Here is a 24,153-nt window from a genome sequence, read left to right as displayed (position 1 = left end):
ATCACGTTGCATGGAGCAGGGATACCGGCATGAATACTTTCATAACTGTATGAAATTGAATAATAAATGTGTGCGCATCAAGTGACATTCCCGTTTTGGACGCGTTGAGCGGTGTGTTGAATCTGGTGTAGCGTGCGCGATTACGAGAGATTGTTTATCCATGTCAAAGAATTATGCGGCTGTATCCCGTTCGATCGTCGATGCCATCGGTGGTGCTGATAACATCGCTGCCGTGACGCACTGTATGACCCGTCTGCGCTTTGTGCTGAAAGATAATGATGCCGCGAATGTGGCCGAATTGAAGGCCATAAGCGGCGTGTTGGGTGTCGTGAAAAATGATAACCAGTGTCAGGTCATCATCGGCAACACCGTTTCTCAGGCCTACGCCGAAGTGGTGAAACTGCTGCCGGAAGGCGCGGAGGCTGAAAAAGCCGTACCAGTGAACAATAAAATTACGCTGCGACGCATCGGCGCGGGGATTCTGGATGCGCTGATTGGCACGATGTCACCGCTCATTCCGGCAATTATCGGCGGCTCGATGGTGAAACTGCTCGCCATGATCCTCGATATGACAGGGCTGTTTGAGAAGGGCGCATCGACGATAACGATTCTGAACGTGATTGGCGACGGCGCGTTCTTCTTCCTGCCGATCATGGTGGCGGCGTCTGCTGCGGTAAAATTCAAAACCAACATGTCGCTGGCGATTGCTATCGCTGGGGTGCTGGTGCATCCGACGTTTATCGATCTGATGGCAAAAGCGGCGCAGGGTCAGCAGGTGGTGTTTATGGGGCTGACCGTCACGGCGGTGAAGTATACCTACACCGTGATTCCGGCGCTGTGTATGACCTGGATTCTGTCTTACATTGAAAAATGGGTAGACCGCATTACGCCAGCGGTGACCAAAAACTTCCTGAAGCCGATGTTAATCGTGCTGATTGCTTCCCCGATTGCCATCATGCTGATCGGCCCGATTGGGATCTGGATTGGTAGCGGCATTTCTGCGGTGGTGTACACCGTGCATGATTATCTGGGCTGGTTGTCCGTTGCCATCATGGGCGCTATCTGGCCGCTGCTGGTGATGACCGGTATGCACCGTGTGTTTACTCCGACTATCATTCAAACCATCGCCGAGACGGGCAAAGAAGGCATGGTGATGCCGTCTGAAATCGGTGCAAACCTGTCGCTGGGTGGCTCTTCACTGGCGGTCGCCTGGCGCACCAAAAACCCGGAACTGCGCCAGACGGCGCTGGCTGCGGCGGCATCGGCCATTGTTGCTGGGATTTCTGAACCTGCGCTGTACGGTGTGGCTTTACGTTTGAAGCGTCCGCTGATCGCCTGTTTAATCACCGGTTTTATCTGTGGTGCCGTTGCCGGTATCGGCGGTCTGGCAAGCCATTCAATGGCCTCGCCGGGGCTGTTTACCAGCGTGCAGTTCTTCGATCCGACCAATCCGATGAGCATTGCCTGGGTATTCGGCGTCATGATTCTGTCCGTCGTGATTTCCTTCTTCGTCACCTTGCTGCTGGGCTTTGAAGACATCCCAGTAGAAGAACAACCGGAAGAGAAACGCGTACAGGGCGACAAGGTTTCCGCGCCGCAGCACGCAGCGAACACGAATTAAATTAAGCACTAATGAGTACGAAGGAGAATAGCGTATGTCTGCATCAACATTTCCCAATGGGTTCTTATGGGGGGGCGCGATTGCGGCCAATCAGGCAGAAGGTGCGTACCTCGAAGGCGGTAAAGGGCTGACGACGGTGGATATGATTCCCCACGGCGTGAATCGTCTGCCGGTGAAACTGGGGCAAGAACCGCGCTTTGCGTTGCGTGAGGATGAGTTTTATCCCAGCCATCAGGCGATCGATTTCTACCATCGCTATAAGGAAGATATCGCGCTGATGGCGGAAATGGGGTTCACGGTGTTCCGTACCTCTATCGCCTGGAGCCGACTTTACCCAAACGGGGATGAGCTGACGCCCAACGCGGACGGCATCGCCTTTTATCGCGATATGTTTGCCGAGTGCAAGAAGTACAACATTGAGCCGCTGGTGACGCTGTGCCATTTCGATGTGCCGATGCATTTGGTCACCGAGTACGGCTCATGGCGTAACCGGAAAATGGTGGAGTTCTTCGCTCGCTATGCCCGAACCTGTTTTGAAGCCTTTGATGGGCTGGTGAAATACTGGCTGACGTTCAATGAAATCAATATCTTGCTGCATAGTCCGTTTTCCGGTGCGGGACTGGTGTTTGCCGACGGGGAAAATCAGGAGCAGGTGAAATACCAGGCTGCGCACCATGAACTGGTGGCGAGCGCGCTGGCGACGAAAATTGCGCATGAGGTTAACCCGGAAAATCAGGTCGGCTGCATGCTGGCTGGCGGTAATTTCTATCCGTGGTCGTGCAAACCGGAAGATGTCTGGGCGGCGCTAAATAAAGATCGAGAGAATCTGTTCTTTATTGATGTGCAGGCACGCGGCACCTATCCGGCGTATACCGGGCGTTTGTTTAAAGAGAAGGGCATCACGATTGCATCAGAGCCGGGCGATGATGAGATTCTCAAGAACACGGTGGATTTTGTGTCCTTCAGCTATTACGCCTCCCGCTGCGCCTCGGCGGATATGAACGAGCAGAATAGCAGCGCGGCGAATATCGTTAAATCGTTAAAGAACCCGCATATCAAGGCAAGTGAATGGGGCTGGGGAATCGATCCGCTGGGTCTGCGTATCACCATGAACATGATGTATGACCGCTACCAGAAGCCGCTGTTTTTGGTAGAAAACGGGCTGGGTGCGAAGGATGAGATTAACGCACAGGGCGAGATTGATGATGACTATCGCATCAGCTACCTGCGCGAACACATCAGCGCGATGGCGGATGCGATTGGTGACGGTATTCCCGTCATTGGCTATACCTCATGGGGCTGCATCGATCTGGTCGCTGCTTCTACCGGTGAAATGAGCAAACGCTATGGTTTCATTTACGTCGATCGCGACGACCGGGGCGAAGGGACGTTAGCCAGAAAGAAAAAGAAATCGTTCTACTGGTATAAGAAGGTCATCGCCAGCAACGGATCTGACCTGAGCTAAAAGCAATAAGGTTGCTTAGCGATTCCTGCGATAGCCCCCTGACGGAAACGTTTGGGGGCTATTTTTTTCCAAAAATGCGAAGCACGTGAATTGTGGTTGCTTACTGCTTCATGCATAATCGAGCGAGTAAATCACGCATAATAATGCACAATCGAGCGATGGTGAGCATCGCAGCTTATCATAGTCAATGCCCAACGATGTCATCATGCCAACGCGATAGGAAGGTAAAACACCATGAGTCAGTCGCTTCCCGATATTGCCTTTTTTCATGAACTCGCCACGCTGGCCAGTCAGGAAACGTTACCGCGTTTTCGTGCCCTTACCGCAAACCAAATTGAGACGAAGCCAAAAGAGGGCTTTCGCTTTGATCCGGTCACGGAAGCTGACCGAGAGGCTGAGCGGGTCATCCGTGAGCACATCACGCGCTATTACCCCGAACACGCGATTATGGGCGAAGAATTTGGCCTGAGCGGGGAAGGTCCGGTGCGTTGGGTCTTGGATCCGGTTGATGGAACCCGGCCTTTCTTATGTGGTTTACCCGTGTGGGGAACGCTCATCGGCCTGCTGCACCATGAACGTGCCGTGATGGGGATGATGAGCCAGCCGTTCACCGGAGAGCGTTTCTGGGCCGATGGTTCACAGGCCTGGCGTAGCGATCGGCAGGGAGAAAAGCGCTTAAGTACACGCAAAGGCGTATCGCTCGAACAGGCGATTCTTCACACCACTGCCCCGGAACCGCTGGCTATGCATCCCGCGGTTCGCTTCGCAGATCTAGCAGAAAGCACGCTCATGACGCGCTATGGCGGCGAATGTTACGCGATGGCGATGCTGGCAGCAGGCCAGATTGATATCTGCGTGGAATTTTCATTGCAGCCTTACGACATTGTCGCGCTGATTCCGATTATTGAGCAGGCGGGCGGCATCATTACTGATCTCAAAGGACAACGAGCGGAATCGGGCGGCACGGTAGTCGCGACTGGTAACCCCACGCTACACCAACAGGTGCTAGCCATTCTGAACGGAACACGATCATAGCTGCTGGTTTATATCACCAGCAAAAGACAACGGCTAATAAGGAATCATGATGAAAGTGGCACACGTGGCGTTATGGACGGCCGATCTGGCCGCGCAGGCAGCATTTTGGCAGGAATTCTTCTCCGCTCAAGTGGGGGAAAAGTATGTGAGCCGGAATCGCCCCGGTTTTGAATCGCATTTCGTTCAACTTAGCGAGGGGGCTTCCATTGAGCTGATGACGTTGCCAGTGTTGGCGGAAGCCTTAACTAATAAAGAAGGCTGCGGCTGGGCGCACGTCGCGATTTCGGTCGGGAGCAAAGCGGATGTGGAAGCGTTAGCCAGCAAAGCGGCAGAACGCGGCATTCTGGTTGCCCAGCCTCGAATGACGGGGGACGGATTTTATGAAGCGATTGTCAGCGACCCTGATGGTAATCTGATTGAGATAACGTCAGACTGATTCGGAATCCCTTTCGTATGCATAAACTGTCTTCATTCGATCGGCAACATACCGCGATGCTGATTTACGCTGGTGAAATTCGGTTCGGTCCGCCTTATTTTTCGCTCTTGATCGACGGCAAAGCACTGGACGATCGCGTTTTCGGCAAGGACATGCTGTGGTCGCCGGATTCGCGTTATCTGGCAGTGCAAGAGTGGCTCTCCACGGCGGAACGCGACGGCCCACAAACGGCTTTACTCTGTATTGATGTGCTCGAAGAACGGCAGTGTCAGGTTTCTCAGGCCGCGGGGGGATTTATCGTCCCCGTACGTTTCGAGGACGATAAATTGGTCTATGAGAAACAGTATTTTGGTGCAGAAAAAAACGGTATCACAGAATACGAGATCCCGTTTACCACACTTCCGCGCTGGGGCGCGCTGTATTAGACCAAACCAAACTCTCAATGATTTTTCATGCATGAATTGTTATGTTATAACATATCATTTGGTGCGTGGGGAGCTTATCGCGGTGCGTGTTTAAAAGCTAAACATTCGTGGTGATGAATCATTCCAAAGCAGAAAAGTAAAAATGCAAATCATTAGAGAGTGTGAAATATGGCTGACGTTGTAGCTCGACAGAAAGCAGATGCAAGATTACCTGTGACCGTACTATCCGGCTTTCTCGGTGCGGGAAAGACCACGTTACTTAACCATATTCTGAATAATCGCGCTGGCCGACGCGTCGCGGTGATCGTCAACGATATGTCAGAAGTGAATATTGATGCTGCACTGGTGAGGGAGGGCGGCGCTGAGCTTTCACGGACGGATGAAAAGTTGGTGGAGATGAGTAACGGTTGTATCTGTTGCACGCTGCGTGAAGATCTCCTGATCGAGGTTAATCGGCTGGCAAAAGAAGGGCGTTTTGATCAGTTGGTCATTGAATCAACCGGTATCGCGGAACCGCTTCCGGTCGCGGAGACATTCACGTTTGCGGGTGACGATGGAGAAAGCCTTTCTGAAGTGGCTCGGCTGGATACGATGGTGACCGTTGTCGACGGCTACAATTTCTTAAAAGATTACACGTCGGTGGACAGTATCCATTCACGCGGAGAATCGTTAGGAGAGGGTGACGAGCGCAGCGTGGTGGATTTGCTGATCGACCAGATCGAATTCTGCGATGTCATTATCCTCAACAAAACCGACCTTATTGATGCTGCGCAACAGCAGAAACTGGTTGCGATTATTCGTTCACTGAATCCGGGTGCCAAAATACTTCATGCACAATTTGGTGCTGTGCCGTTGAACGAAGTGCTCGACACGGGATTGTTTGATTTCGACAAAGCGGCGCAGTCCCCCGGATGGTTGAAAGAGCTACGCGGCGAGCATACGCCTGAAACTGAGGAATATGGCATCGCCAGTTTTGTTTTCCGCGCGCGTCGGCCGTTTCATCCTGCCCGCTTCGCGCAGGTCATGGAAAATTCGCTCGCTGGGGTTGTCAGATCCAAAGGCTATTTTTGGTTGGCAAGCCGCCCGGAATATGCCGGATCGTGGTCTCAGGCAGGCGGCGTGGCGCGTCAGGGGTTGGCTGGTTCATGGTGGGTCAGCGCACCAAAAGAAAGGTGGCCGACAGATAGTGAATCGCTAGATTACATTCGTTCCATATGGGTGGATGGCGTGGGTGATGCGCGGCAGGAACTGGTGTTTATCGGTATCGATATGGATGAATACGCGCTGCGAACCCGTCTGGAGGCCGCACTACTGACGGACAAAGAAATGACAGAAGGTCTGGCGATGTGGCTAAATTATCCGGACCCGATAGAGCCTTGGTTTGCGTCATAACGTGTGGGGAATCTAGAAAAGGCCTGATTGCTCAGGCGATGAGGGGATTTATCGTCCCCGAACGTTTCGAGGACGATAAACCGCTCTATGAAAAACCGTATGTTGATGCAGGAAGAAACGGTATCACAGAGTACGAGATCCCGTTCACCGCGCTTCCACGTTGAAGTGCGTTACGGCGACGTTAGCTTTCATAGCGAACATTATGCGCTTCTGTTGGCGAAGGAAGTTCCCATTTCGTCAGCATGCCTTGCAGCGTTTTATTGCTCAATGTGGTGTCCCGTTTCCCGTTGCGGTGCAGCAATTCCTGACGCGGACGCTCCAGATAAACGATCTCCACTTCTGCGCCGTAGGCGTAGCACAGATCCAACGTGCGGGTGCGCATTTGCTGGCTGAGATGCGTGGCATTCCACACGAACGGTTCGTGCGTTCGCAGCAGTGAACGCGCTTTATCGGTCGCCCAGTGCACCGCTTTCCCTTCATTTTCACCGTGTTTCAGCCCCAACTCTGTTCGCGCATCGTCGAAAGAAACCACGGGTAAATGGGGCCGATGTGTTCGCACCCAGGTATCTTTTCCCGAAGCTGGCAAACCGCACATCACGGTGACCTTTGAACCCGGTTCCTGAAAAAGTGGGTAGTCTGGATGAACATCGGCTCCGCGAAAATAACTTAGGCGCGTATGAGCATCGACAAACGATCTCGGTTGGCTGTAACAGCCTTCCTCCCGCGCCAGCTCGCGAAACAGCTCGATACTGTCGAGCACGCGCGCTTGATCCTGACAGATGCGTCCGCGCATATCGGCTTCCGCCAGCGTTGCCAGCAGCGGAATGCTCAACTGCCATGACAGTTCGCGAATCGTAAAGATCGGCGACACCCGACGACGTTCATCCTCAAGGCAGTAAAACGGCACCTGATGCACCGAAATTAATCGGCAAATCGCTTCCCGAATCGCAAACGGAACGCCGGCATCCCATAGCAGCACGCGGGCGTCGATAGCACCTTTGCGCGAATGTCCCGGTTGACCAATCTGACCCGTTACCGGGTCAATTACCGTCGTGCGGTACTTTGCAACGTCATGCAGCAACGCAGCAAAAAACAAGATTTCCTGTTGCTCACGCGTAGCGTTCTGGTAATCGGGAAGCTGCAATAGCGACTCGACAACCATGATGGTGTGTGTCCAGACATCGCCTTCGCCGTGGTAGCGCGGCTCCTGCGGCGTCTCTTTGGCGCGTTGAAGCACCGGGAACGCATCCAGACAATCAGCAAAATCTGGCTGTATGCCAGAGGCAGGGACCAATCCCCTGATGGTATTCCACTCCATGATAATCATACTCCTTACTTATCGGACATGGCGGCGGCGAGCGCGTCCAAAGAACGCAGCGTATTCAGCCCCAGCATTTCCCAGGATACTTGTGGACAAGGCGCGTACAAATCAACGCCTTCAGCCAGTTGGTTCGGCAAAATTGGGCGTCGGGAATGATGCGAGCCGCTGTCCAAAATGGTCTGGATAAAGTCATGGCGCACCAGCTTGTAACGTGCCAGTACCTGTTCATCATCTTCAACCTTCAGATACAGGCCTTCCGAACGATCCGATTTATCGGTTTGTTGCCAGCACAACGCGAGCGGTAAACCTTCACGCTGCACGATGGATTCAAACGCCGTCTTCCAGTTCTGGCTTTTTGCCAGCGAACGAAACACCAGCTTCCACAGTAATGCCGGATTCGTTGGCATTTCCCCGGCATAGAGCACCGGAACGGACAGCACGGGTGAACCGGCCAGCATCGCGTGTCGGCGCGCCGTTGATAAAAAAATGCCGTCACGACGATCGTAAAGATCAAATTCGTGAAAGTAGTGCGGCAACCGGTCATAAAACACGGAATGCTTGCTGTACGCCCATTCGCCGTACATCACGAAGCGGTCTTCCAGCAGCTCAAGAAAACGCATTTCGTGCGCGGTGGCCCAGAGCTTGAACTGGTTGAACTGCCGTTCCCGTGAGCCGCCAGCCAGATAGTGGCCGCGCGACTGGAGCAGGAGTTCCGCCGTTTCATTGAAGGACACGCCGCTGTTTGCGCCGTCGATCTTTTCTTCGATCACGACGTAACGGCCTGCCAGTGCTTTTAGTGCAATTTGATCCGACGCATCATCGCCGGGCTGTAAACGCGAACCTTCCAGATGAGGGGTACGCGGATATTTTAATAACGGTATTGAATGTAAATACATGTTTTTCGCCTGCTGCGTTATTGGCGCAGCCAGGCCCATCTATGAAAAAAAGAGGGCCGACGAACGTGTTCTGGCGCGAGTCAATAGACTGTCCACTGGCATTCCAGAGGTCAGAGTCGCGGGGGAGGAAGCGGGAGGTTCGTTTTCTGCTCCGCACAATAGCGGGGAAAACAGGGAACTCGTACCGCAGCCAACGCTGGCGCAGACTGCGCCGAATCGAGGCTGCTTAATGCAGTCGTCGGCGGTTAGAGGGGGGCTGACGTAAAGGGCACTTTAGGGCTCCACATGACACATTGGGGGTGAGTAAACGGCGTGATTCTAGCGAAGGAATTCTCCGACAACAAGTTTTTGTATAAAAAATGCTATTCTTTCCTGTCGTTGTAGAATGCACTGTCGCGTAAAAAGGCCTGAGGCTATCGACGTCAGCGTGATAAGAATAGCGAGTGGTGAGATAGGGGAATGCACACAATGAAGAGTCGAGGAATATAATGAAAATCAGTGTGATAAAGAAAGGGATTGCGGGTCTGTTACTGGTGCTGCCGTTGCACGGATTTGCCGAAACAAAAGATCCAGACTTGTTCGTCGGCTATACCACGCAGGATCTTACCGATGCATTACCTGCGCAGCTGTTGAACATGATTCAGCGAGAAAAAGTGGTCGATGCGGTAAACCACATGGTGCAGACCGAGTATGTTGACCCTACGACAGGCAATAAGGCGCTGGTTTCACTGTTCATGCTGCCGCCAGATAGAGATGGCAATGTCCCGATTGCCTCCAAGCCCAGCGATCTGGATGCGGTGATCGCCAGTACCGAAAAAGAGATGCTGCGCCAGCGTATCAAACCTGACCAGCGTGCGGGAAACATTGATGATGCGACGCCTTTTCGCTGCTTACAAACGATTCTGAATAACAAGGTTCTGCATTCGCTGTGCTCGACGCTGATTAAAGGGCGCGTGCTGGAAGTGCAGGCGATCAACACGGTCGAAAATATTCAGGATGAAGCCGCGCTGAATAAGGTCATCGGGCAACAAAATGAGTTTGTTGTTGGGATGGGAAAAACGATGCTGGCGCTTAAAAAGTAATCTGCGCTGACACAGTAGGACAGGCGTCAGCGGCGACAGACCACCACGGTTTCTCATCAACATTTCTGAGCGAAGGCGAACACCTTCGCTTTTTTTGCACCAAAAATCCCCCGGTTCTCCCTTGCCAGATTCTCAGCGTTCGTGCATAACTGCCGGTGCCAAAGGGCCGATGCCTGAAATCGGGCATGGCGAAACGACATTCATTACGAAATATATTCATCACGAAACGACACCGGATAAACGCTATGCTTTTGTTACTCGTTTTAGCTGTGATTGTAGTCGCCGTTTACGGCTGGTTAAAACAGCCGCAGTATGTATCACCAGAGGTCAAGCCCCAGCCGGAAAACCCACTCTTTCGCGATGGCGCGTTTCATAACCCAGTGGCTCGCCCGACGGTTGATAGCCAGAACCGATTCGCGCTGCTGTACCGCTTTCTTTTCGAGAAAGACGCTGGCGCGTTACCAGATACCCGCCTGCCGTCGGAAAAAACCAATCTGCATCAGTTGAGTAAAACGGATAACGTCATCATCTGGATGGGACACTCCAGCTATTTTATTCAGTTGGAAGGGAAAACGTTCCTGCTGGATCCGGTATTTAGCGACAACGCTTCGCCAGTGCCGCGCACCAATGTCGCTTTCAAGGGTAGCAATGTGTATTCACCGGACGATGTTCCCGAAATCGACTATCTGCTGATCACCCACGATCACTGGGATCATCTGGATTACCCCACGCTGAACGCGCTACGCGGGAAAATCCGCCGCATCGTCACGCCAACGGGCGTGGGTTCCTATTTTGTAAAATGGGGCTTCCCGCAGAAAGATATTACGGAAGGCGGCTGGTTCAGTTGCCTGAAGGAGAACGGGGTCGACATCCATGTGCTTCCTACACAGCATTTTTCTGGCCGGCTCCTCAAACATAACCAAACGCTGTGGGGCTCATTTGCGCTGATTACGCCACAGTATCGTCTGTATCTCGGCGGGGATAGCGGCTATGGCGCGCATTACAAGGAGATCGCTGAGCGTCTGGGCGGGTTCGATATCGCGATACTGGAATGCGGGCAATACGATCGGGACTGGCCACACGTGCATATGACGCCGGAAGAGAGCGCGCAGGCGGCCAGTGATTTGCAGGCTAAAGCGGTACTACCGAGCCATAACAGCAAATTTAAGCTGGCTCATCACCGCTGGAACGATCCGCTGGATCGGATCTCTCAGGCGAGTGAAAACCAAGACTGGCGACTGATGACGCCCCGCATTGGTGAACGCGTTCAGGTTGATAATCCGCAGCAGACGTTTAGTCAGTGGTGGTAGCGGGGCGAAACGAGAGTAAAACTCACATTCTTCCGCCACAGAGCGCTATTAACCAAACGTTTTCTCACTCAGGCAGTCAATGAATGCCCGGAGTTTGGGAGACAGGTCGCGACTGGCGGGCCAGAGAATCCACATTGGGCTGCTATTGTGGGTGAAGTCATCAAGGATGGTCTGCAATCGACCATCGCGCAGGTATTTCGCCACGCTGAAATCTGGCAGGCAGGCAATGCCTTGGGCCTGTCGGGCCAGATGGATGCGCATTTCTATGCTGTTGCAGACTAGCGAGAGTGGAAGGTCGTAGGTATTTTCCTCTGCTGCTAGCGGGAGCGGCCATTGCTCGAGACGGCCGGAGCTGGGAAAGCGGTAATGCAGGCAGATATGCGCCTGAAGATCCATCGGATGCTGCGGCTGCCCGTGTTCCTTAAAATATTCTGGTGCCCCGACCAGCACGCGGCGGAATGTGCCCAACTGACGGCGCTTGAGTCCTGAATCTGCCAGCGTTCCGGTGCGTATGGCGGCATCAAAGCCCTCACCAATGACATCCACTAAACGGTCGGAGAAATCCAGATCCAGTTCTACCGCCGGATAGCGCCGCATAAAATCTGCGATGACAGGCTCGAACAGGCTGCTGTGTCTGGGCAGGCTGACACGCAGTTTACCGTGTGGCATCTCGCTGGCCTGCGTCATTTCCAGTTCAGCGGCTTCGACCTCGCTCAGAATACGGCGGCAGCGTTCAAGGAATTTTTCACCTTCGGCGGTCAATGCCAGCGTTCGCGTACTGCGGTGAAAGAGTCGCACACCCAAACGTGTTTCTAGCCGCGCAACCGCTTTGCCGACAGAGGAGGGCGAAACCCCCAATTCGCGCGATACGGCGGAGAACCCAAGCCGTTCCGCCACGCGCACAAAAATGCCAATGCTACCCAGTTTGTCCATCATCACGCTGATCCATTTAAGACATTTTTGTCCGAAGTGTTGATAACCTTATCCTATTTTTCTCGTTATGGCTTTGACTTAAGCTGCCGGAAACGCCCGACTATCCTTGTTGGTGCCTCTGGGCATCACGTTATTGCAGACGAGAACGATGACTTCACTTTCTTTTCCCTCCGCCAGAAGCTGGCTTCAACTGCTGGCCGCTTGCCTCACTGGCTTATTGATTCCGCTGTGCTTCACTGGCCCGGCGGTCGTGCTACCCGCGATCAGTCAGGAGTTGGGCGGCAGTCCAGCGCAGCTTAGCTGGATTATGAACGCTTACATCCTCAGCTATGGCGGCGCGATGATGGTGTCGGGCAGCCTGACCGACATCTACGGGCGCAGACGCATTTGGTTGATCGGGCTGGCGTGGTTCTGTGTTTTTACCTTTGCGATTCCGTTTTCCCCCAGCGTACTATGGATCGATCTGCTGCGATTACTACAGGGGCTAGGCGGCGCGGCGGCTTTCGCCGCGGCGATGTCATCGCTGGCACCGCTTTTTGCTGGCCGAGCCCGCGCGCGTGCTTTCAGTTTACTAGGCACGACCTTTGGCCTTGGGCTGGCTTTCGGCCCGTTGGTATCAGGATGGATGGTTGAGGCCAGCAGCTGGCAGGGTATCTTCTACGCTACGGGCATCGTGGGTCTGCTTGGATGGGGACTGGTCGCGATAAGCACTCGACAGGTGCGCGAGACGAACGCTGGCGCGATGGACTGGCCGGGCATGATCAGCTTTACGCTGGCTTTGGGGCTCTTCACCTACGGCATGCTGCTGGTACCGGAACTGGGATGGCGCAATGAGACGGTTATCGCCATGTTGCTCGCGTCGGTTGCTGTGTTTGCCGGTTTTGTGGTTATCGAACGGCGAGCAGTACAACCTATGCTGGATTTGAGTTTCTTTCGCTCTCCCGGATTTATTGGCGTACAGGTGCTGGCCGCATCGCCAGCCTTCCTCTTCATCGTGCTGATTGTGATGCTGCCGGGGCGCTTCATCGGCATTGACGGCTACAGTGCATTGCAGGCAGGGCAGATGATGGTGTGGCTGGCAGCTCCGTTGCTGGTTGTGCCGTTCCTGGCGGCGTTGCTGACACGCTGGTTCACTCCCAGCTTGCTATGCAGCGTCGGACTGTTCCTTGTGGCGGGCGGACTGCTCGGGTTAGCGCATGACTTTGCTCAGGGCTGTGTGGCGTTACCCTTGCCGCTATTGCTGATTGGCATCGGTATCGGCCTGCCGTGGGGGCTCATGGACGCGCTGGCCGTCAGCGTGGTGACGCTGGAACGGGTCGGCATGGCGACAGGGATTTTCAATACTGTGCGGGTATCCGCAGATGGTGTCGCTATCGCTATGATGAGCGCCTTGCTCGCCACGTTGATCCAAAATGGTATGGCACTGGAGATGGGGGAATCGGTCTCACAGGCTGCACTTCTGGAAGCGGCCAGCCGCACCGCATTGGGGGAACTGCATACCGCTGTGTCGATCCTGCCCGGTTATGAGGCTCTGTTATCACAACGCTATGCGGAGTCGTTCATCACCGTCATGTACGTATTAGCGGGGATCGCTGCACTGACGGCCTGTGCAGTATTCGTCTTGCTGCGTGAGCAGCCAGCAGGTGCGAGTACCGAACAGCAGACATAGTGTGGGGTTTCACCATTCGGTTGTATTAATGACATAGTCCGTGCTGCGTTTGGTAAACCATCAATAAAGCATTAGCCAGCCAGCAATCATCGCGAAAAAAAGTGCTGGTATCGAAAATAGATGAAATTGCCACCAAATGCGGCGATCGTTTGCCATACGCAACGCAATAATGTTAGCCATTGAACCTTGAAGTAATCCAAAACCACCGATATTCACAGCCCATGTCAGTAGAACCGATGAAGGGACGGCATGAAGAAGAAAGATGGTCGCAGGTACGTTACTGATGACTTGTGAAAGGCCTATCGCCAGCAGAAAATGCGCACCATCACTCCAATGCGGTATTAATGCAATAAGGTTGCTAAGAGCCGGTAATTTCGTCAGAAGGAATACATCAATAAACATCAAAACAAACACGGCCAGTAATCCCCAGTCAAGCTGTAGCAATACACGTCGTGCAAATAGCAGATAAAATAGGGGAACCAGAATCAGTATCGGTAGGGTTCTGTCCAATTCAAGTGCCACGATAAACAGCACGTACAACACCAGCGTGCATAAAAGCAGGCCATGACGATAATCTCCCTTGAGAGATTTATCCGGTGTCGCGACTTCGTTGTTACTGAAGCTGCATGCGGTCAAAATCAGCAGTGCTATAAACAGCAAGGCACTCAGGGGGAGCATTCCCATCACAAACTCCATAAAACTTAATCCGCTCTTACTCCAGAGAAGAATGTTTTGTGGATTTCCAATGGGGGTGAGTAAAGACCCGGCATTAACGGCGAGGGCTTCAAAAATAATTAATCGCCCAACGGGAAAATCAGATGCTTTAGACAACGACAGCGTGAGTGGCACCGTAATGAACAGCGCAACATCATTCGTGAGGAACGTTGATAATAACGCTGCTAACGTCACGATAAATAATGCCAGCGTTTTCTGTTTCCTGAACTTATTCACCAGTTTCAAACCCATCTTGTCAAAATACCCACTGAGCTCAATCCCTTTGGTGAGCATCAGTAATGTTGTCAACGTCAGAATAGTTTTCCAGTCAACGGAAGCGGTAAGTTCATCTGTTTTAAATACAGCAAAGAAACTGAGTACGATCCCTAGCACAACGAGAGCGTGAAGAAATTTGTCACGCATAAATGGAGTCAGCAATTCGCGCATTATATCTCTCAAGAGTGAATCGAAGGATGGAAGCCGATGTGGCTGTTTTTAATTTTATAATCAGTTGGTCACTGATGAATCTATCTGATTAAAGGCTTCATTTTTCCCCATCTGCTCTGGAGATTTTATGTCGTGGCTAAGACAAATTCACGCCCAGAGGATCGAATGATTTAATGCTCTCAACGATATGATCTTTAACAATCGGGTCAACAATCTGATTGTAATGATTCTTAACCAACGGAAATCATCTGATCTACGTTCAGGTCGTTTGTGATACAGATGAGCGTTCGAGAGGGGACGAGACGTTATGAAAAGAAAAATCCACGCGATTGCGTGGATTTTATAGGGTTTGTCAGTCTTCAAGAGATACTGCGAGATCTCGTGAGACAACAAAAATCAATTAGACGTTGAACAGGAAGTTCATCACATCGCCATCTTTAACGATGTATTCCTTGCCTTCTGAACGCATTTTTCCGGCTTCTTTCGCGCCTTGTTCACCTTTGTAGGTGATGAAGTCTTCATAAGCGATAGTCTGGGCGCGGATGAAGCCTTTTTCGAAATCGGTGTGAATCTTACCGGCGGCCTGCGGGGCGGTGGCGCCGACAGGGATGGTCCATGCACGAACTTCTTTCACGCCAGCGGTGAAGTAAGTTTGCAGATTCAGCAGTTCATAGCCCGCGCGGATCACGCGGTTCAGGCCCGGCTCTTCTAACCCTAACTCAGCCATGAATTCTTCACGGTCAGCATCGTCCAATTCGGCAATATCTGATTCAACGGCGGCGCAAACGGCCACAACGACAGAACCTTCAGCGGCGGCGATTTCACGCACTTTATCGAGGTACGGGTTATTTTCGAAACCGTCTTCGTTAACGTTGGCGATGTACATCGTTGGTTTCAGCGTCAGGAAGCTCAGGTAGCGAATGGCTGCCTTATCTTCATCGCTTAAATCCAGCGAGCGCAGCATGCCCGCGTTTTCCAACTGCGGTAAACATTTCTCCAGTGCGGCCAGCTCAGCTTTAGCGTCTTTATCGCCGCCTTTGGCTCTCTTCTGCACGCGATGAATGGCGCGTTCACAGGTGTCGAGGTCAGACAGTGCTAATTCAGTGTTGATGACTTCGATGTCATCAGCCGGATCAACTTTGTTGTTTACGTGAATGATGTTGTCGTTTTCGAAGCAGCGTACAACGTGGCCGATGGCTTCCGTTTCACGAATGTTGGTCAGGAACTGGTTACCCAAACCTTCACCTTTGGACGCGCCTTTTACCAGACCGGCGATATCAACAAATTCCATGGTGGTAGGAAGGATACGCTGCGGCTTAACGATCTCAGCCAGCTTGTCCAGACGTGGATCGGGCATTGGCACGACGCCAGTGTTCGGCTCGATGGTACAAAACGGGAAGTTGGCCGCTTCGATGCCGGCTTTGGTCAACGCATTGAACAGAGTGGATTTACCGACGTTAGGCAGCCCAACGATACCGCATTTGAATCCCATGTTTATATCACCTTAAATAACTTATTAATCAGGCAATTACTATCTCTTGCCTGTCAGAATGGAAATATTTCGGCCGATTATACACGGAATGGCGATTTATCTCGATCTGCCATCCGCATTCTGACCAGATTATGCCGCTTTGAAGGCATGCAAGCGGTTCATCGCTTTGATCATGTCTTCTTTCATCAGGATTTCTGTGCAGCGTACGGCTTCGTCAATGGCACCGTCGATCAGCGTCTGCTCGCTCGTTGGCGGTTTGCCCAGCACAAAACCGGTCACTTTGCTTTTGTCGCCCGGATGGCCGATACCGATGCGTAAACGATGGAAGTTAGGGTTGTTACCCAATTTACTGATGATGTCTTTAAGACCGTTGTGGCCGCCGTGTCCGCCGCCTAACTTAAGTTTGGCAATTCCCGGTAATAAATCCAGCTCATCGTGGGCAACCAGAATTTCATCAGGTTGGATACGGTAGAAAGTGGCCATTGCCGCGACGGCTTTGCCGCTCAGATTCATGAACGTGGTGGGAACCAGCAGACGTACATCTTGCCCAGCCAGATTCAGGCGGGAGGTGTAACCAAAAAATTTGCTTTCTTCTTTCAGCGGCTGACGGTAAGCGTCCGCCAGACGATCGACAAACCAGGCACCCGCATTATGGCGGGTAGCGGCGTATTCAGCGCCGGGATTCGCCAGGCCGACAATTAATTTAATGCTGCTCACGGTATATTCCAGATTACGTGCTTAAACTGACGCAGGGTAGCATGATAAACGAAAGCGCTAGTTTACACACCGCATGAGGTATAGCCAAATATCGGTGTTGGAATGTGAAAATATTGTTATTTGTTTAGTGGTGTGATTATTCAGATTTTTGTCTATTTATTTGTTTAAACGTAAAAAAATATTAATCATTCCCCTTATCTGTGATCCCTCCCGCAATCATCTCAGTACATTATTGTCTATAATTACATCAATAATAAGACAGTAAACAGTAATGGCACTCCGATTCATCCACAGAATTAATCTGGAGGTGGCAGATGAAACGCAAGAACGTGACAGTACTAGGTAATGTATTGATGGGTATCGGGATGATCATGATGATTGGCGGCATCGGTTTTTCTATCGCCAGCCAGTTCCCGAAACTAAATGTTCCTGAATATATGACTTATATTGATCTGGTCAGTATTTTTTCTGGCGCAATATTTTGGTTGGCGGGGGCGCGTATTAGCGGGCGTGAAGAAGTCGCGGATCGTTATTGGTGGGTCAAGCACTTTGATAAGCGTTGCCGCCGCCAGCGTCATCCATAACCGTTAATGAAGTCATAGGCGTTTGCACATTGAACAATAGAGCCGCTGTAGCCTCGCTATGGCGGTTTTTTGTTTTTTATAGGTGGCAAAAATGGTAGGAATAAGAAAGCCACCTTGTTACAGGTGGCTTCATCATTATCGTTTGTGATCGGTTATCCGATCAGCGACGATTAATGTTCAAACATTGCAGAAATGGATTCTTCGTTGCTGATACGACGAATCGCTTCGGCCAACATACCGGACAGCGTCAGCGTACGAACATTCGGCAGTGAACGAATGTTTTCCGCCAGCGGAATGGTATCGCAGACAATCACTTCATCAATTACAGAGTTCTTGATGTTCTCGTAAGCATTGCCTGAGAAGATCGGGTGTGTGGCATACGCGAATACACGTTTAGCCCCACGCTCCTTCAGCGCTTCCGCCGCTTTGCACAGCGTGCCACCGGTGTCGATCATATCGTCAACCAGCACACAGTCACGGCCAGCGACGTCACCGATGATGTGCATCACCTGAGAAACGTTGGCACGCGGACGGCGCTTGTCGATGATCGCCATGTCGGTATCGTTCAGCAGTTTAGCGATTGCGCGAGCACGCACAACGCCACCGATATCAGGAGAAACCACGATCGGGTTTTCCAGATTCTGTTGCAACATGTCTTCCAGCAGGATCGGGCTACCGAATACGTTATCTACCGGCACATCGAAGAAACCCTGAATCTGCTCAGCGTGCAGATCCACAGTCAGAACACGGTCAACACCCACGCTGGACAGGAAGTCAGCAACGACTTTCGCGGTGATTGGCACACGTGCGGAACGCACGCGACGATCCTGACGGGCATAGCCGAAGTAGGGGATAACAGCGGTAATACGTCCCGCGGAAGCGCGACGCAGAGCATCAACCATCACAACCAGTTCCATCAGGTTGTCATTGGTGGGTGCACAGGTGGACTGGATGATGAAAATATCACCACCGCGTACATTTTCATTGATTTGCACGCTGACTTCGCCATCGCTAAAACGACCGACAGCGGCGTCGCCAAGGCTAGTGTACAAACGGTTGGCAATACGTTGTGCTAGTTCCGGGATGGCGTTACCAGCAAAAAGCTTCATATCAGGCACGAGAAGAACCTCAGGCTTGCGTCCAGAGAAATATTGCACCTGCCAAGCAAGGAAAAACAACAGGTACAACATGCATACGGGTGTATGAATTAAGTTTGCTACAGACTGGCCGCGTGGCAGCCGGTGTGTGGCAAAACCTAACGTTGCCCAGAAAGCGTACGGTGTAGCGGAGAGATATTAACACCTCTCGCGACGAAACCGTTTAACCATTCCGGGGCCTGGTCAAGCACCTGACGGGCTGCGAACTCGGTGTCAAACTCTGCAAACACACAAGCCCCCGTTCCAGTCAGGCGCGCCGGGGCATATTCTAGCAGCCATGAAAGTAGCTGTTCAACCTCACGAAAACGTTTTCTTGCGATAGCTTCACAATCATTGACGAAGGTCTGGTTTAATAAAGTTTCTAAATCACGAATTGGCGAATTCCGCGTCAACTCAGGATCGCCGAAAATCAACGGTGTGGCGATACTTACACCAGGGTGGGCGACCAGATACCATTTCTCTGGTGGACTCGCGGGTGTTAACTGTTCACCAACACCTTCGGCAAAGGCAGAGTGCCCACGAACAAAGACGGGAACATCTGCACCCAATTGCAGCCCCAGTTCGGCCAACGTATCCACGCTCAGCCCGCTTTGCCACAAATGGTTGAGAGCAACCAAAACGGTAGCCGCATTGGATGAGCCGCCGCCCAGCCCGCCGCCCATCGGCAGGCATTTCTCGATACTGATGTCTGCGCCGAACCGGGCAGGGCGAATATTGTAGCGTTCGCAGTGCTGCTGTAATAAACGTGCAGCGCGGACGATCAGGTTTTGCTCGTTTTCTACCCCGTCGACAGGGGTAAGCAGGTTAATCTGGTCGTCATCACGCAGCCGAATTGTCAGGGTATCGCCGTAATCCAGAAACTGGAATAGCGTTTGCAGCAGGTGATACCCGTCCTCTCTCTGACCGGTAATGTAAAGAAACAGGTTCAGTTTGGCGGGGGCAGGCCATGTCTCGATAACCGTCGGTTGCATCGCTTATTTAACCATCCAGTTATTCATCTTCAGTTTAATACGCTGTTCACCTTGAACCAGTTCCAGACTGGTTGGCAGCGGAGGCGTTAACTCGGTGTTGTAGCTCTGATAGCTGACATTCCAGTTTTGATTGCCTTGGCGATAGGTGATGGTTTTCAGCAGATAGCGTTCATCCAGCGTGAATTCGGTGGCGTCACCTGGGATGCCGAGAATCCACTGGCGCAGATTGTTCAGAGGGATCGCCATGCCGGTCAGTTGCTGAATCATGTATTCGGCATCCTTACCCACGTAACGCTTGCCCTGATTGTCGGTGATTTGCACGCCGTCAGGTTGGGCTCGCAGTTCTAATTCGGTGCTGCCGAGCGGGTTGGTCAACAGCAGCCGATAACGCTGCGGCGGTGTGTCCTGCCAGAAGAAATTGGCTGATACTCTTTTACTATCGGAGATATAGGCAAAAGCGCCGCGCGTCTGATATTGGCTGAGCTGCTGGACCTTTTGCTGGTGCTGTTGCCACTCTGGCGAGGTGGCGCTTTTACCCGTTTGGGTCGGTTGATTAACGCTACAGGCAGCGAGCAATATGCTGGCTAAAGGCAGTAAACGCAGGCATCGGACGGTTTTGGTTGGCATGTCGGTCGTATCCTGTAAATGAACGAAGTCCGTGAAATACGTCACGCTAACGGGCTTACTGCTCAGCGTCAATGATTGTTATTCGTTAATGGCGTTTATTGTTTTTTGTCAAAAAGTGCATACCTCAGACGAGGTGTATCGCGTGCTGTCGCTTTTCTTGCTCTCCTGCATCAAGTAGAATGCGATTCAAACGAAATCCATACTAAGACCGGTATTACTCAGAAACAGCCTAATGACCCTGCTTGCGCTTGGTATTAATCACAAAACCGCACCGGTTTCTCTGCGTGAACGTGTTGTGTTCTCACCAGATAAACTTGGCGTGGCCCTCGACAGTCTGCTACAGCAACCGCTGGTGCAGGGCGGCGTTGTGCTGTCTACCTGCAATCGTACGGAACTCTATCTTAGCGTTGACGAACAGGAAAACCAGCGAGAGCAACTGATTCGCTGGCTGTGTGAATATCATCAATTGCGCCCGGAAGACGTCAACGGCAGCCTGTACTGGCATCAGGATAACGCCGCCGTTAGCCATCTGATGCGCGTTGCCAGCGGTCTGGATTCCCTCGTGTTAGGCGAACCGCAGATTTTGGGGCAGGTGAAGAAGGCGTTTGCCGAATCACAGCGTGGTCATTCCCTGTCCAGCGAACTGGAGCGGCTGTTCCAGAAATCCTTTACCGTGGCCAAGCGGGTTCGTACGGAAACAGATATCGGTGCCAGCGCGGTGTCGGTGGCATTTGCTGCTTGTACGCTGGCGCGGCAGATCTTTGAATCACTAGCGGATGTCACGGTGCTGCTGGTCGGTGCCGGAGAGACCATTGAACTGGTCGCTCGCTATCTTCGCGAGCACAAGGTACAGAAAATGGTGATCGCGAACCGCACCCGTGAACGCGCGCAGGCGCTGGCAACGGAAGTCGGTGCAGAAGTCATCACGCTGGCAGAGCTGGACGAACAGCTCGTCCATGCCGATATCGTGATCAGTTCAACGGCAAGTACACTGCCGATTATCGGAAAAGGGATGATGGAACGGACGCTGAAAGCGAGACGGAATCAGCCAATGCTGATGGTAGATATTGCGGTACCGCGTGATATTGAGCCGGAAGTTGGCAAATTGCCTAACGTTTATCTCTACAGCGTGGACGATCTGCATGCGATCATTCAGCATAATCTCGCGCAGCGCAAAGCGGCGGCGGTACAGGCTGAATCTATCGTGCAGCAGGAAAGCTCCGACTTCATGGCGTGGCTGCGTGCGCAGTCCGCGGTGGAGACCATTCGTGATTATCGCGCTCAGGCCGATGAATTGCGTGCGGAAATGACAGCTAAGGCGCTGGCTGCCATCCAACAAGGCAATGACGTTGAAGCGGTGATTCAGGAACTGACACACCGTTTAACCAACCGTCTGATTCACGCGCCGACCAAATCCCTTCAGCAAGCCGCTCGTGACGGCGACCAACACCGGTTACAAATTTTACGTGACAGCCTTGGGCTGGACTAGCATTCATCTCTATTACAGGATTTAACCGCCCGCATGAAGCCTTCTATTGTTGCTAAACTGGAAGCGTTACAAGAACGCCATGAAGAAGTCCAGGCGTTACTCGGTGAGCCCAGCGTCATCGCTGATATGGATCGCTTTCGCGCGCTGTCGCGAGAATATGCGCAGCTCACTGATATTACCCGCTGTTTCCAACAATGGCAGCAGGCACAAGAGGATCAGCAGACCGCAGAAATGATGCTGGACGATCCTGAAATGCGCGATATGGCACAGGAAGAGCTGAAGGAAAGCAAAGCGACGATTGAAGCACTGGAGCAGCAGCTTCAGGTGCTGTTGTTGCCGAAAGATCCCGACGATGAGCGCGGCTGTTTTCTGGAAGTGCGCGCCGGAACCGGCGGTGACGAAGCGGCAATCTTTGCCGGTGATCTGTTCCGTATGTATAGCCGTTATGCCGAAGCACGCCGCTGGCGTGTTGAGGTGGTGAGCGCCAGTGATGGTGAGCATGGCGGCTATAAAGAAGTTATCGCCAAAATCTCTGGTGACGGCGTGTACGGCCAGCTCAAGTTTGAATCCGGTGGTCATCGCGTTCAGCGCGTTCCTGCGACTGAATCTCAAGGGCGCATTCATACCTCGGCCTGTACGGTCGCCGTGATGGCGGAAGTGCCGGAAGCGGAGATGCCGGATATCAACCCGGCGGATTTACGCATCGATACCTTCCGCTCTTCTGGCGCGGGCGGTCAGCACGTTAACACCACCGATTCCGCTATCCGTATTACCCACTTGCCAACCGGTATTGTCGTGGAGTGTCAGGACGAACGTTCACAGCACAAAAACAAAGCCAAAGCGCTGTCGGTGTTGGGGGCGCGTATTCGTGCCGCAGAAGTGCAGAAACGTCAGCAGGAAGAAGCGTCAACCCGTCGTAACCTGCTCGGCAGTGGCGATCGTTCTGACCGTATCCGTACCTATAACTTCCCACAGGGAAGGGTGACCGATCACCGCATTAACCTGACGCTTTACCGGCTGGATGAAGTCATGGAAGGGAAGCTGGACACGCTGATTCAACCGGTCGTGCAGGAATACCAGGCCGATCAGCTTGCTGCGTTGTCCGAGCAGGAATAATGACATATCAGGATTGGTTAATCTCTGCCGCGGCGCAGCTCGCGGCGGGAGAAAGCCCGAAGCGAGATGCGGAGATTTTGCTGGGCTTTGTGACCGGAAAAGCCCGCACGTTCCTGCTGGCGTTTGGTGAAACTGAGCTGAACGTGGCTGAGCAGCAGCAGTTAACTGAATTGCTGGCGCGACGTGAACAGGGTGAACCCATCGCCTATTTGATCGGCGTGCGCGAGTTCTGGTCACTGCCGCTGGCCGTTTCACCTGCCACGCTGATTCCTCGACCTGATACCGAGTGTCTGGTCGAACAAGCCTTGTTACGCCTGCCTCAAACGTCGTGTGCCGTGCTGGACTTGGGCACTGGAACCGGAGCGATTGCGCTGGCGCTGGCGAGTGAACGGCGTGATTGCCGGGTGACTGGCGTCGATGTTCAGCCCGATGCCGTTGCGTTAGCGACAAAAAATGCGCAGCAATTGAGGCTCGACAACGCCCGTTTCTTGTCAGGAAGCTGGTATTCACCGCTTGATCACGCGCGCTTTGCGCTTATCGCCAGTAACCCACCGTATATCGATGCCGATGATGTGCATCTGTCGCAGGGCGATGTTCGTTTTGAACCTGCCAGCGCGCTGATTGCCGCCGACAACGGACTGGCCGATTTACGCACCATTATTGAATCCGCTCCGCATTATTTGGACGCCGATGGCTGGCTGCTGCTGGAACATGGCTGGCAGCAGGCTGACGCGGTGCGTCAGCTATTGCAGACCCGAGGATTTACACAAATAGAAACCTGTCAGGACTATGGTGGCAATGATCGCGTGTCGTTAGGACGCTGGTCGGATGCCCCAATTTATTAGGAGCAATGGACGTGATAACTCTTTACCCCGCCACGATATACCTGCATCTGGCAACAGTTGGCATCAGTATTTCCCTGTTTGTGATTCGTTTTTTTTGGCTGTGCCGACAATCCGCTATGCTGCAACAGCGCTGGGTGAAAATCCTGCCGCATATTAACGACACCTTGTTATTAATCAGCGGTATTGGTTTAATCACGCTTAGCCATACGTATCCGTTTACTCCCGAGCAAAGCTGGCTGACGGAAAAACTGTTTGGCGTTATCATTTATATCCTTCTTGGCGCTATCGCCTTGGGGAAACGCCCCCGTAGCCAGAATGTTCGCTGGCTGGCGTTTGTATCTGCTTTAATATGCTTTGGTGTGGTCGTGCTGCTGGCACTGACGCAGTCACCGTTGCTGATGGAATAATT

The 24,153-nt window shown here is 52.6% G+C and carries 23 protein-coding genes; 14 read left to right on the top strand and 9 right to left on the bottom strand.

The features are described 5' to 3' along the window. Positions 1–160 precede the first annotated feature (160 nt). The 6 genes from ascF (at position 161) to zigA (ending at position 6,374) form a co-directional block, all read left to right on the top strand. A complete protein-coding gene (ascF, locus tag BUB06_RS02145) occupies positions 161–1,621 on the top strand; it encodes a PTS cellobiose/arbutin/salicin transporter subunit IIBC (RefSeq protein ID WP_039473241.1) in 1,461 nt (486 codons plus the stop codon). A 34-nt stretch (positions 1,622–1,655) separates the two neighbouring features. Beyond that, positions 1,656–3,086: a 6-phospho-beta-glucosidase gene (locus tag BUB06_RS02140; RefSeq protein ID WP_039473237.1), complete on the top strand. Its 1,431-nt coding sequence runs from the start codon at positions 1,656–1,658 to the stop codon at positions 3,084–3,086. A 234-nt stretch (positions 3,087–3,320) separates the two neighbouring features. Next, entirely contained in the window at positions 3,321–4,121 is an 801-nt protein-coding gene (hisN, locus tag BUB06_RS02135; RefSeq protein WP_039473234.1) for a histidinol-phosphatase, read from the top strand. A gap of 49 nt (positions 4,122–4,170) precedes the next feature. Next, the gene (locus tag BUB06_RS02130; RefSeq protein ID WP_014915486.1) at positions 4,171–4,557 is read left to right on the top strand and encodes a VOC family protein; all 387 of its coding nucleotides are present in this window, start codon (positions 4,171–4,173) and stop codon (positions 4,555–4,557) included. 17 nt (positions 4,558–4,574) lie between these two features. Continuing rightward, entirely contained in the window at positions 4,575–4,982 is a 408-nt protein-coding gene (locus BUB06_RS02125; protein ID WP_039473231.1) for a hypothetical protein, read from the top strand. Positions 4,983–5,150: 168 nt separating this feature from the next. Further along, on the top strand, positions 5,151–6,374 hold the full coding sequence (zigA, locus tag BUB06_RS02120) for a zinc metallochaperone GTPase ZigA (protein ID WP_010295640.1): 1,224 nt from the start codon (positions 5,151–5,153) through the stop codon (positions 6,372–6,374). A 181-nt stretch (positions 6,375–6,555) separates the two neighbouring features. Here zigA and BUB06_RS02115 read toward each other — a convergent pair whose 3' ends face one another. Beyond that, positions 6,556–7,701, bottom strand: coding sequence for an AAA family ATPase (locus BUB06_RS02115; RefSeq protein ID WP_010295642.1), 1,146 nt, complete (start codon positions 7,699–7,701; stop codon positions 6,556–6,558). A 5-nt stretch (positions 7,702–7,706) separates the two neighbouring features. Next, positions 7,707–8,591 carry an RNA ligase family protein gene (locus BUB06_RS02110; protein ID WP_039473228.1) on the bottom strand — a complete coding sequence of 295 codons (885 nt, stop codon included), beginning with the start codon at positions 8,589–8,591 and terminating at the stop codon, positions 7,707–7,709. 488 nt (positions 8,592–9,079) lie between these two features. Here BUB06_RS02110 and BUB06_RS02100 point away from each other — a divergent pair, with 488 nt between their 5' ends. Further along, a complete protein-coding gene (locus tag BUB06_RS02100) occupies positions 9,080–9,673 on the top strand; it encodes a hypothetical protein (protein WP_010295649.1) in 594 nt (197 codons plus the stop codon). Positions 9,674–9,918: 245 nt separating this feature from the next. Beyond that, a complete protein-coding gene (locus BUB06_RS02095) occupies positions 9,919–10,983 on the top strand; it encodes an MBL fold metallo-hydrolase (protein ID WP_039473220.1) in 1,065 nt (354 codons plus the stop codon). A gap of 48 nt (positions 10,984–11,031) precedes the next feature. On the opposite strand, the gene BUB06_RS02090 is transcribed toward BUB06_RS02095, so the two are convergent. Then, the gene (locus tag BUB06_RS02090) at positions 11,032–11,919 is read right to left on the bottom strand and encodes a LysR family transcriptional regulator (RefSeq protein ID WP_080726789.1); all 888 of its coding nucleotides are present in this window, start codon (positions 11,917–11,919) and stop codon (positions 11,032–11,034) included. Positions 11,920–12,064: 145 nt separating this feature from the next. Between BUB06_RS02090 and BUB06_RS02085 the strand changes: the two genes are divergently transcribed. Then, positions 12,065–13,585, top strand: a complete 1,521-nt coding sequence (locus BUB06_RS02085) for an MFS transporter (protein WP_039473217.1) — start codon at positions 12,065–12,067, stop codon at positions 13,583–13,585. A gap of 60 nt (positions 13,586–13,645) precedes the next feature. On the opposite strand, the gene BUB06_RS02080 is transcribed toward BUB06_RS02085, so the two are convergent. The 3 genes from BUB06_RS02080 to pth form a co-directional block, all read right to left on the bottom strand. Continuing rightward, positions 13,646–14,746, bottom strand: a complete 1,101-nt coding sequence (locus BUB06_RS02080; protein WP_039473213.1) for an SLC13 family permease — start codon at positions 14,744–14,746, stop codon at positions 13,646–13,648. Positions 14,747–15,146: 400 nt separating this feature from the next. Continuing rightward, positions 15,147–16,238 (bottom strand): redox-regulated ATPase YchF, encoded by a 1,092-nt coding sequence (gene ychF / locus BUB06_RS02075; RefSeq protein WP_039275079.1) that lies wholly within the window; start codon positions 16,236–16,238, stop codon positions 15,147–15,149. Between the two features lie 129 nt (positions 16,239–16,367). Further along, on the bottom strand, positions 16,368–16,955 hold the full coding sequence (pth, locus tag BUB06_RS02070; protein WP_039473211.1) for an aminoacyl-tRNA hydrolase: 588 nt from the start codon (positions 16,953–16,955) through the stop codon (positions 16,368–16,370). A gap of 314 nt (positions 16,956–17,269) precedes the next feature. On the opposite strand from pth, the gene ychH reads away from it, so the two are divergent. Continuing rightward, positions 17,270–17,539 carry a stress-induced protein YchH gene (ychH, locus tag BUB06_RS02065; RefSeq protein ID WP_029368994.1) on the top strand — a complete coding sequence of 90 codons (270 nt, stop codon included), beginning with the start codon at positions 17,270–17,272 and terminating at the stop codon, positions 17,537–17,539. Positions 17,540–17,709: 170 nt separating this feature from the next. Here ychH and prs read toward each other — a convergent pair whose 3' ends face one another. The 3 genes from prs to lolB all read right to left on the bottom strand — a co-directional run bounded on the left by prs (position 17,710) and on the right by lolB (position 20,294). Beyond that, positions 17,710–18,657: a ribose-phosphate diphosphokinase gene (gene prs, locus BUB06_RS02060; protein ID WP_010274915.1), complete on the bottom strand. Its 948-nt coding sequence runs from the start codon at positions 18,655–18,657 to the stop codon at positions 17,710–17,712. Positions 18,658–18,794: 137 nt separating this feature from the next. Further along, on the bottom strand, positions 18,795–19,667 hold the full coding sequence (gene ispE / locus BUB06_RS02055; protein WP_039473208.1) for a 4-(cytidine 5'-diphospho)-2-C-methyl-D-erythritol kinase: 873 nt from the start codon (positions 19,665–19,667) through the stop codon (positions 18,795–18,797). A gap of 3 nt (positions 19,668–19,670) precedes the next feature. Further along, positions 19,671–20,294 (bottom strand): lipoprotein insertase outer membrane protein LolB, encoded by a 624-nt coding sequence (gene lolB / locus BUB06_RS02050; protein ID WP_039473203.1) that lies wholly within the window; start codon positions 20,292–20,294, stop codon positions 19,671–19,673. A 232-nt stretch (positions 20,295–20,526) separates the two neighbouring features. On the opposite strand from lolB, the gene hemA reads away from it, so the two are divergent. The 4 genes from hemA to BUB06_RS02030 are packed head-to-tail and all read left to right on the top strand — an operon-like array spanning position 20,527 to position 24,151. After that, positions 20,527–21,783, top strand: a complete 1,257-nt coding sequence (gene hemA, locus BUB06_RS02045) for a glutamyl-tRNA reductase (protein ID WP_010304654.1) — start codon at positions 20,527–20,529, stop codon at positions 21,781–21,783. A 33-nt stretch (positions 21,784–21,816) separates the two neighbouring features. Further along, positions 21,817–22,899 (top strand): peptide chain release factor 1, encoded by a 1,083-nt coding sequence (prfA, locus tag BUB06_RS02040; RefSeq protein WP_010304656.1) that lies wholly within the window; start codon positions 21,817–21,819, stop codon positions 22,897–22,899. Beyond that, positions 22,899–23,744: a peptide chain release factor N(5)-glutamine methyltransferase gene (gene prmC, locus BUB06_RS02035; RefSeq protein WP_039473200.1), complete on the top strand. Its 846-nt coding sequence runs from the start codon at positions 22,899–22,901 to the stop codon at positions 23,742–23,744. The genes prfA and prmC overlap by 1 nt, the downstream gene beginning before the upstream one ends. A 5-nt stretch (positions 23,745–23,749) precedes the next feature. Continuing rightward, entirely contained in the window at positions 23,750–24,151 is a 402-nt protein-coding gene (locus BUB06_RS02030) for a SirB2 family protein (protein ID WP_010274936.1), read from the top strand. Positions 24,152–24,153: the final 2 nt, after the last annotated feature.

This window comes from Pectobacterium carotovorum, from assembly GCF_900129615.1.
In the GTDB taxonomy this organism is placed as follows: Bacteria; Pseudomonadota; Gammaproteobacteria; order Enterobacterales; family Enterobacteriaceae; genus Pectobacterium; species Pectobacterium carotovorum.
The sequence above is the reverse complement of the archived record's forward strand: the minus strand, read 5'-3'. Positions and strand labels throughout refer to the sequence as shown.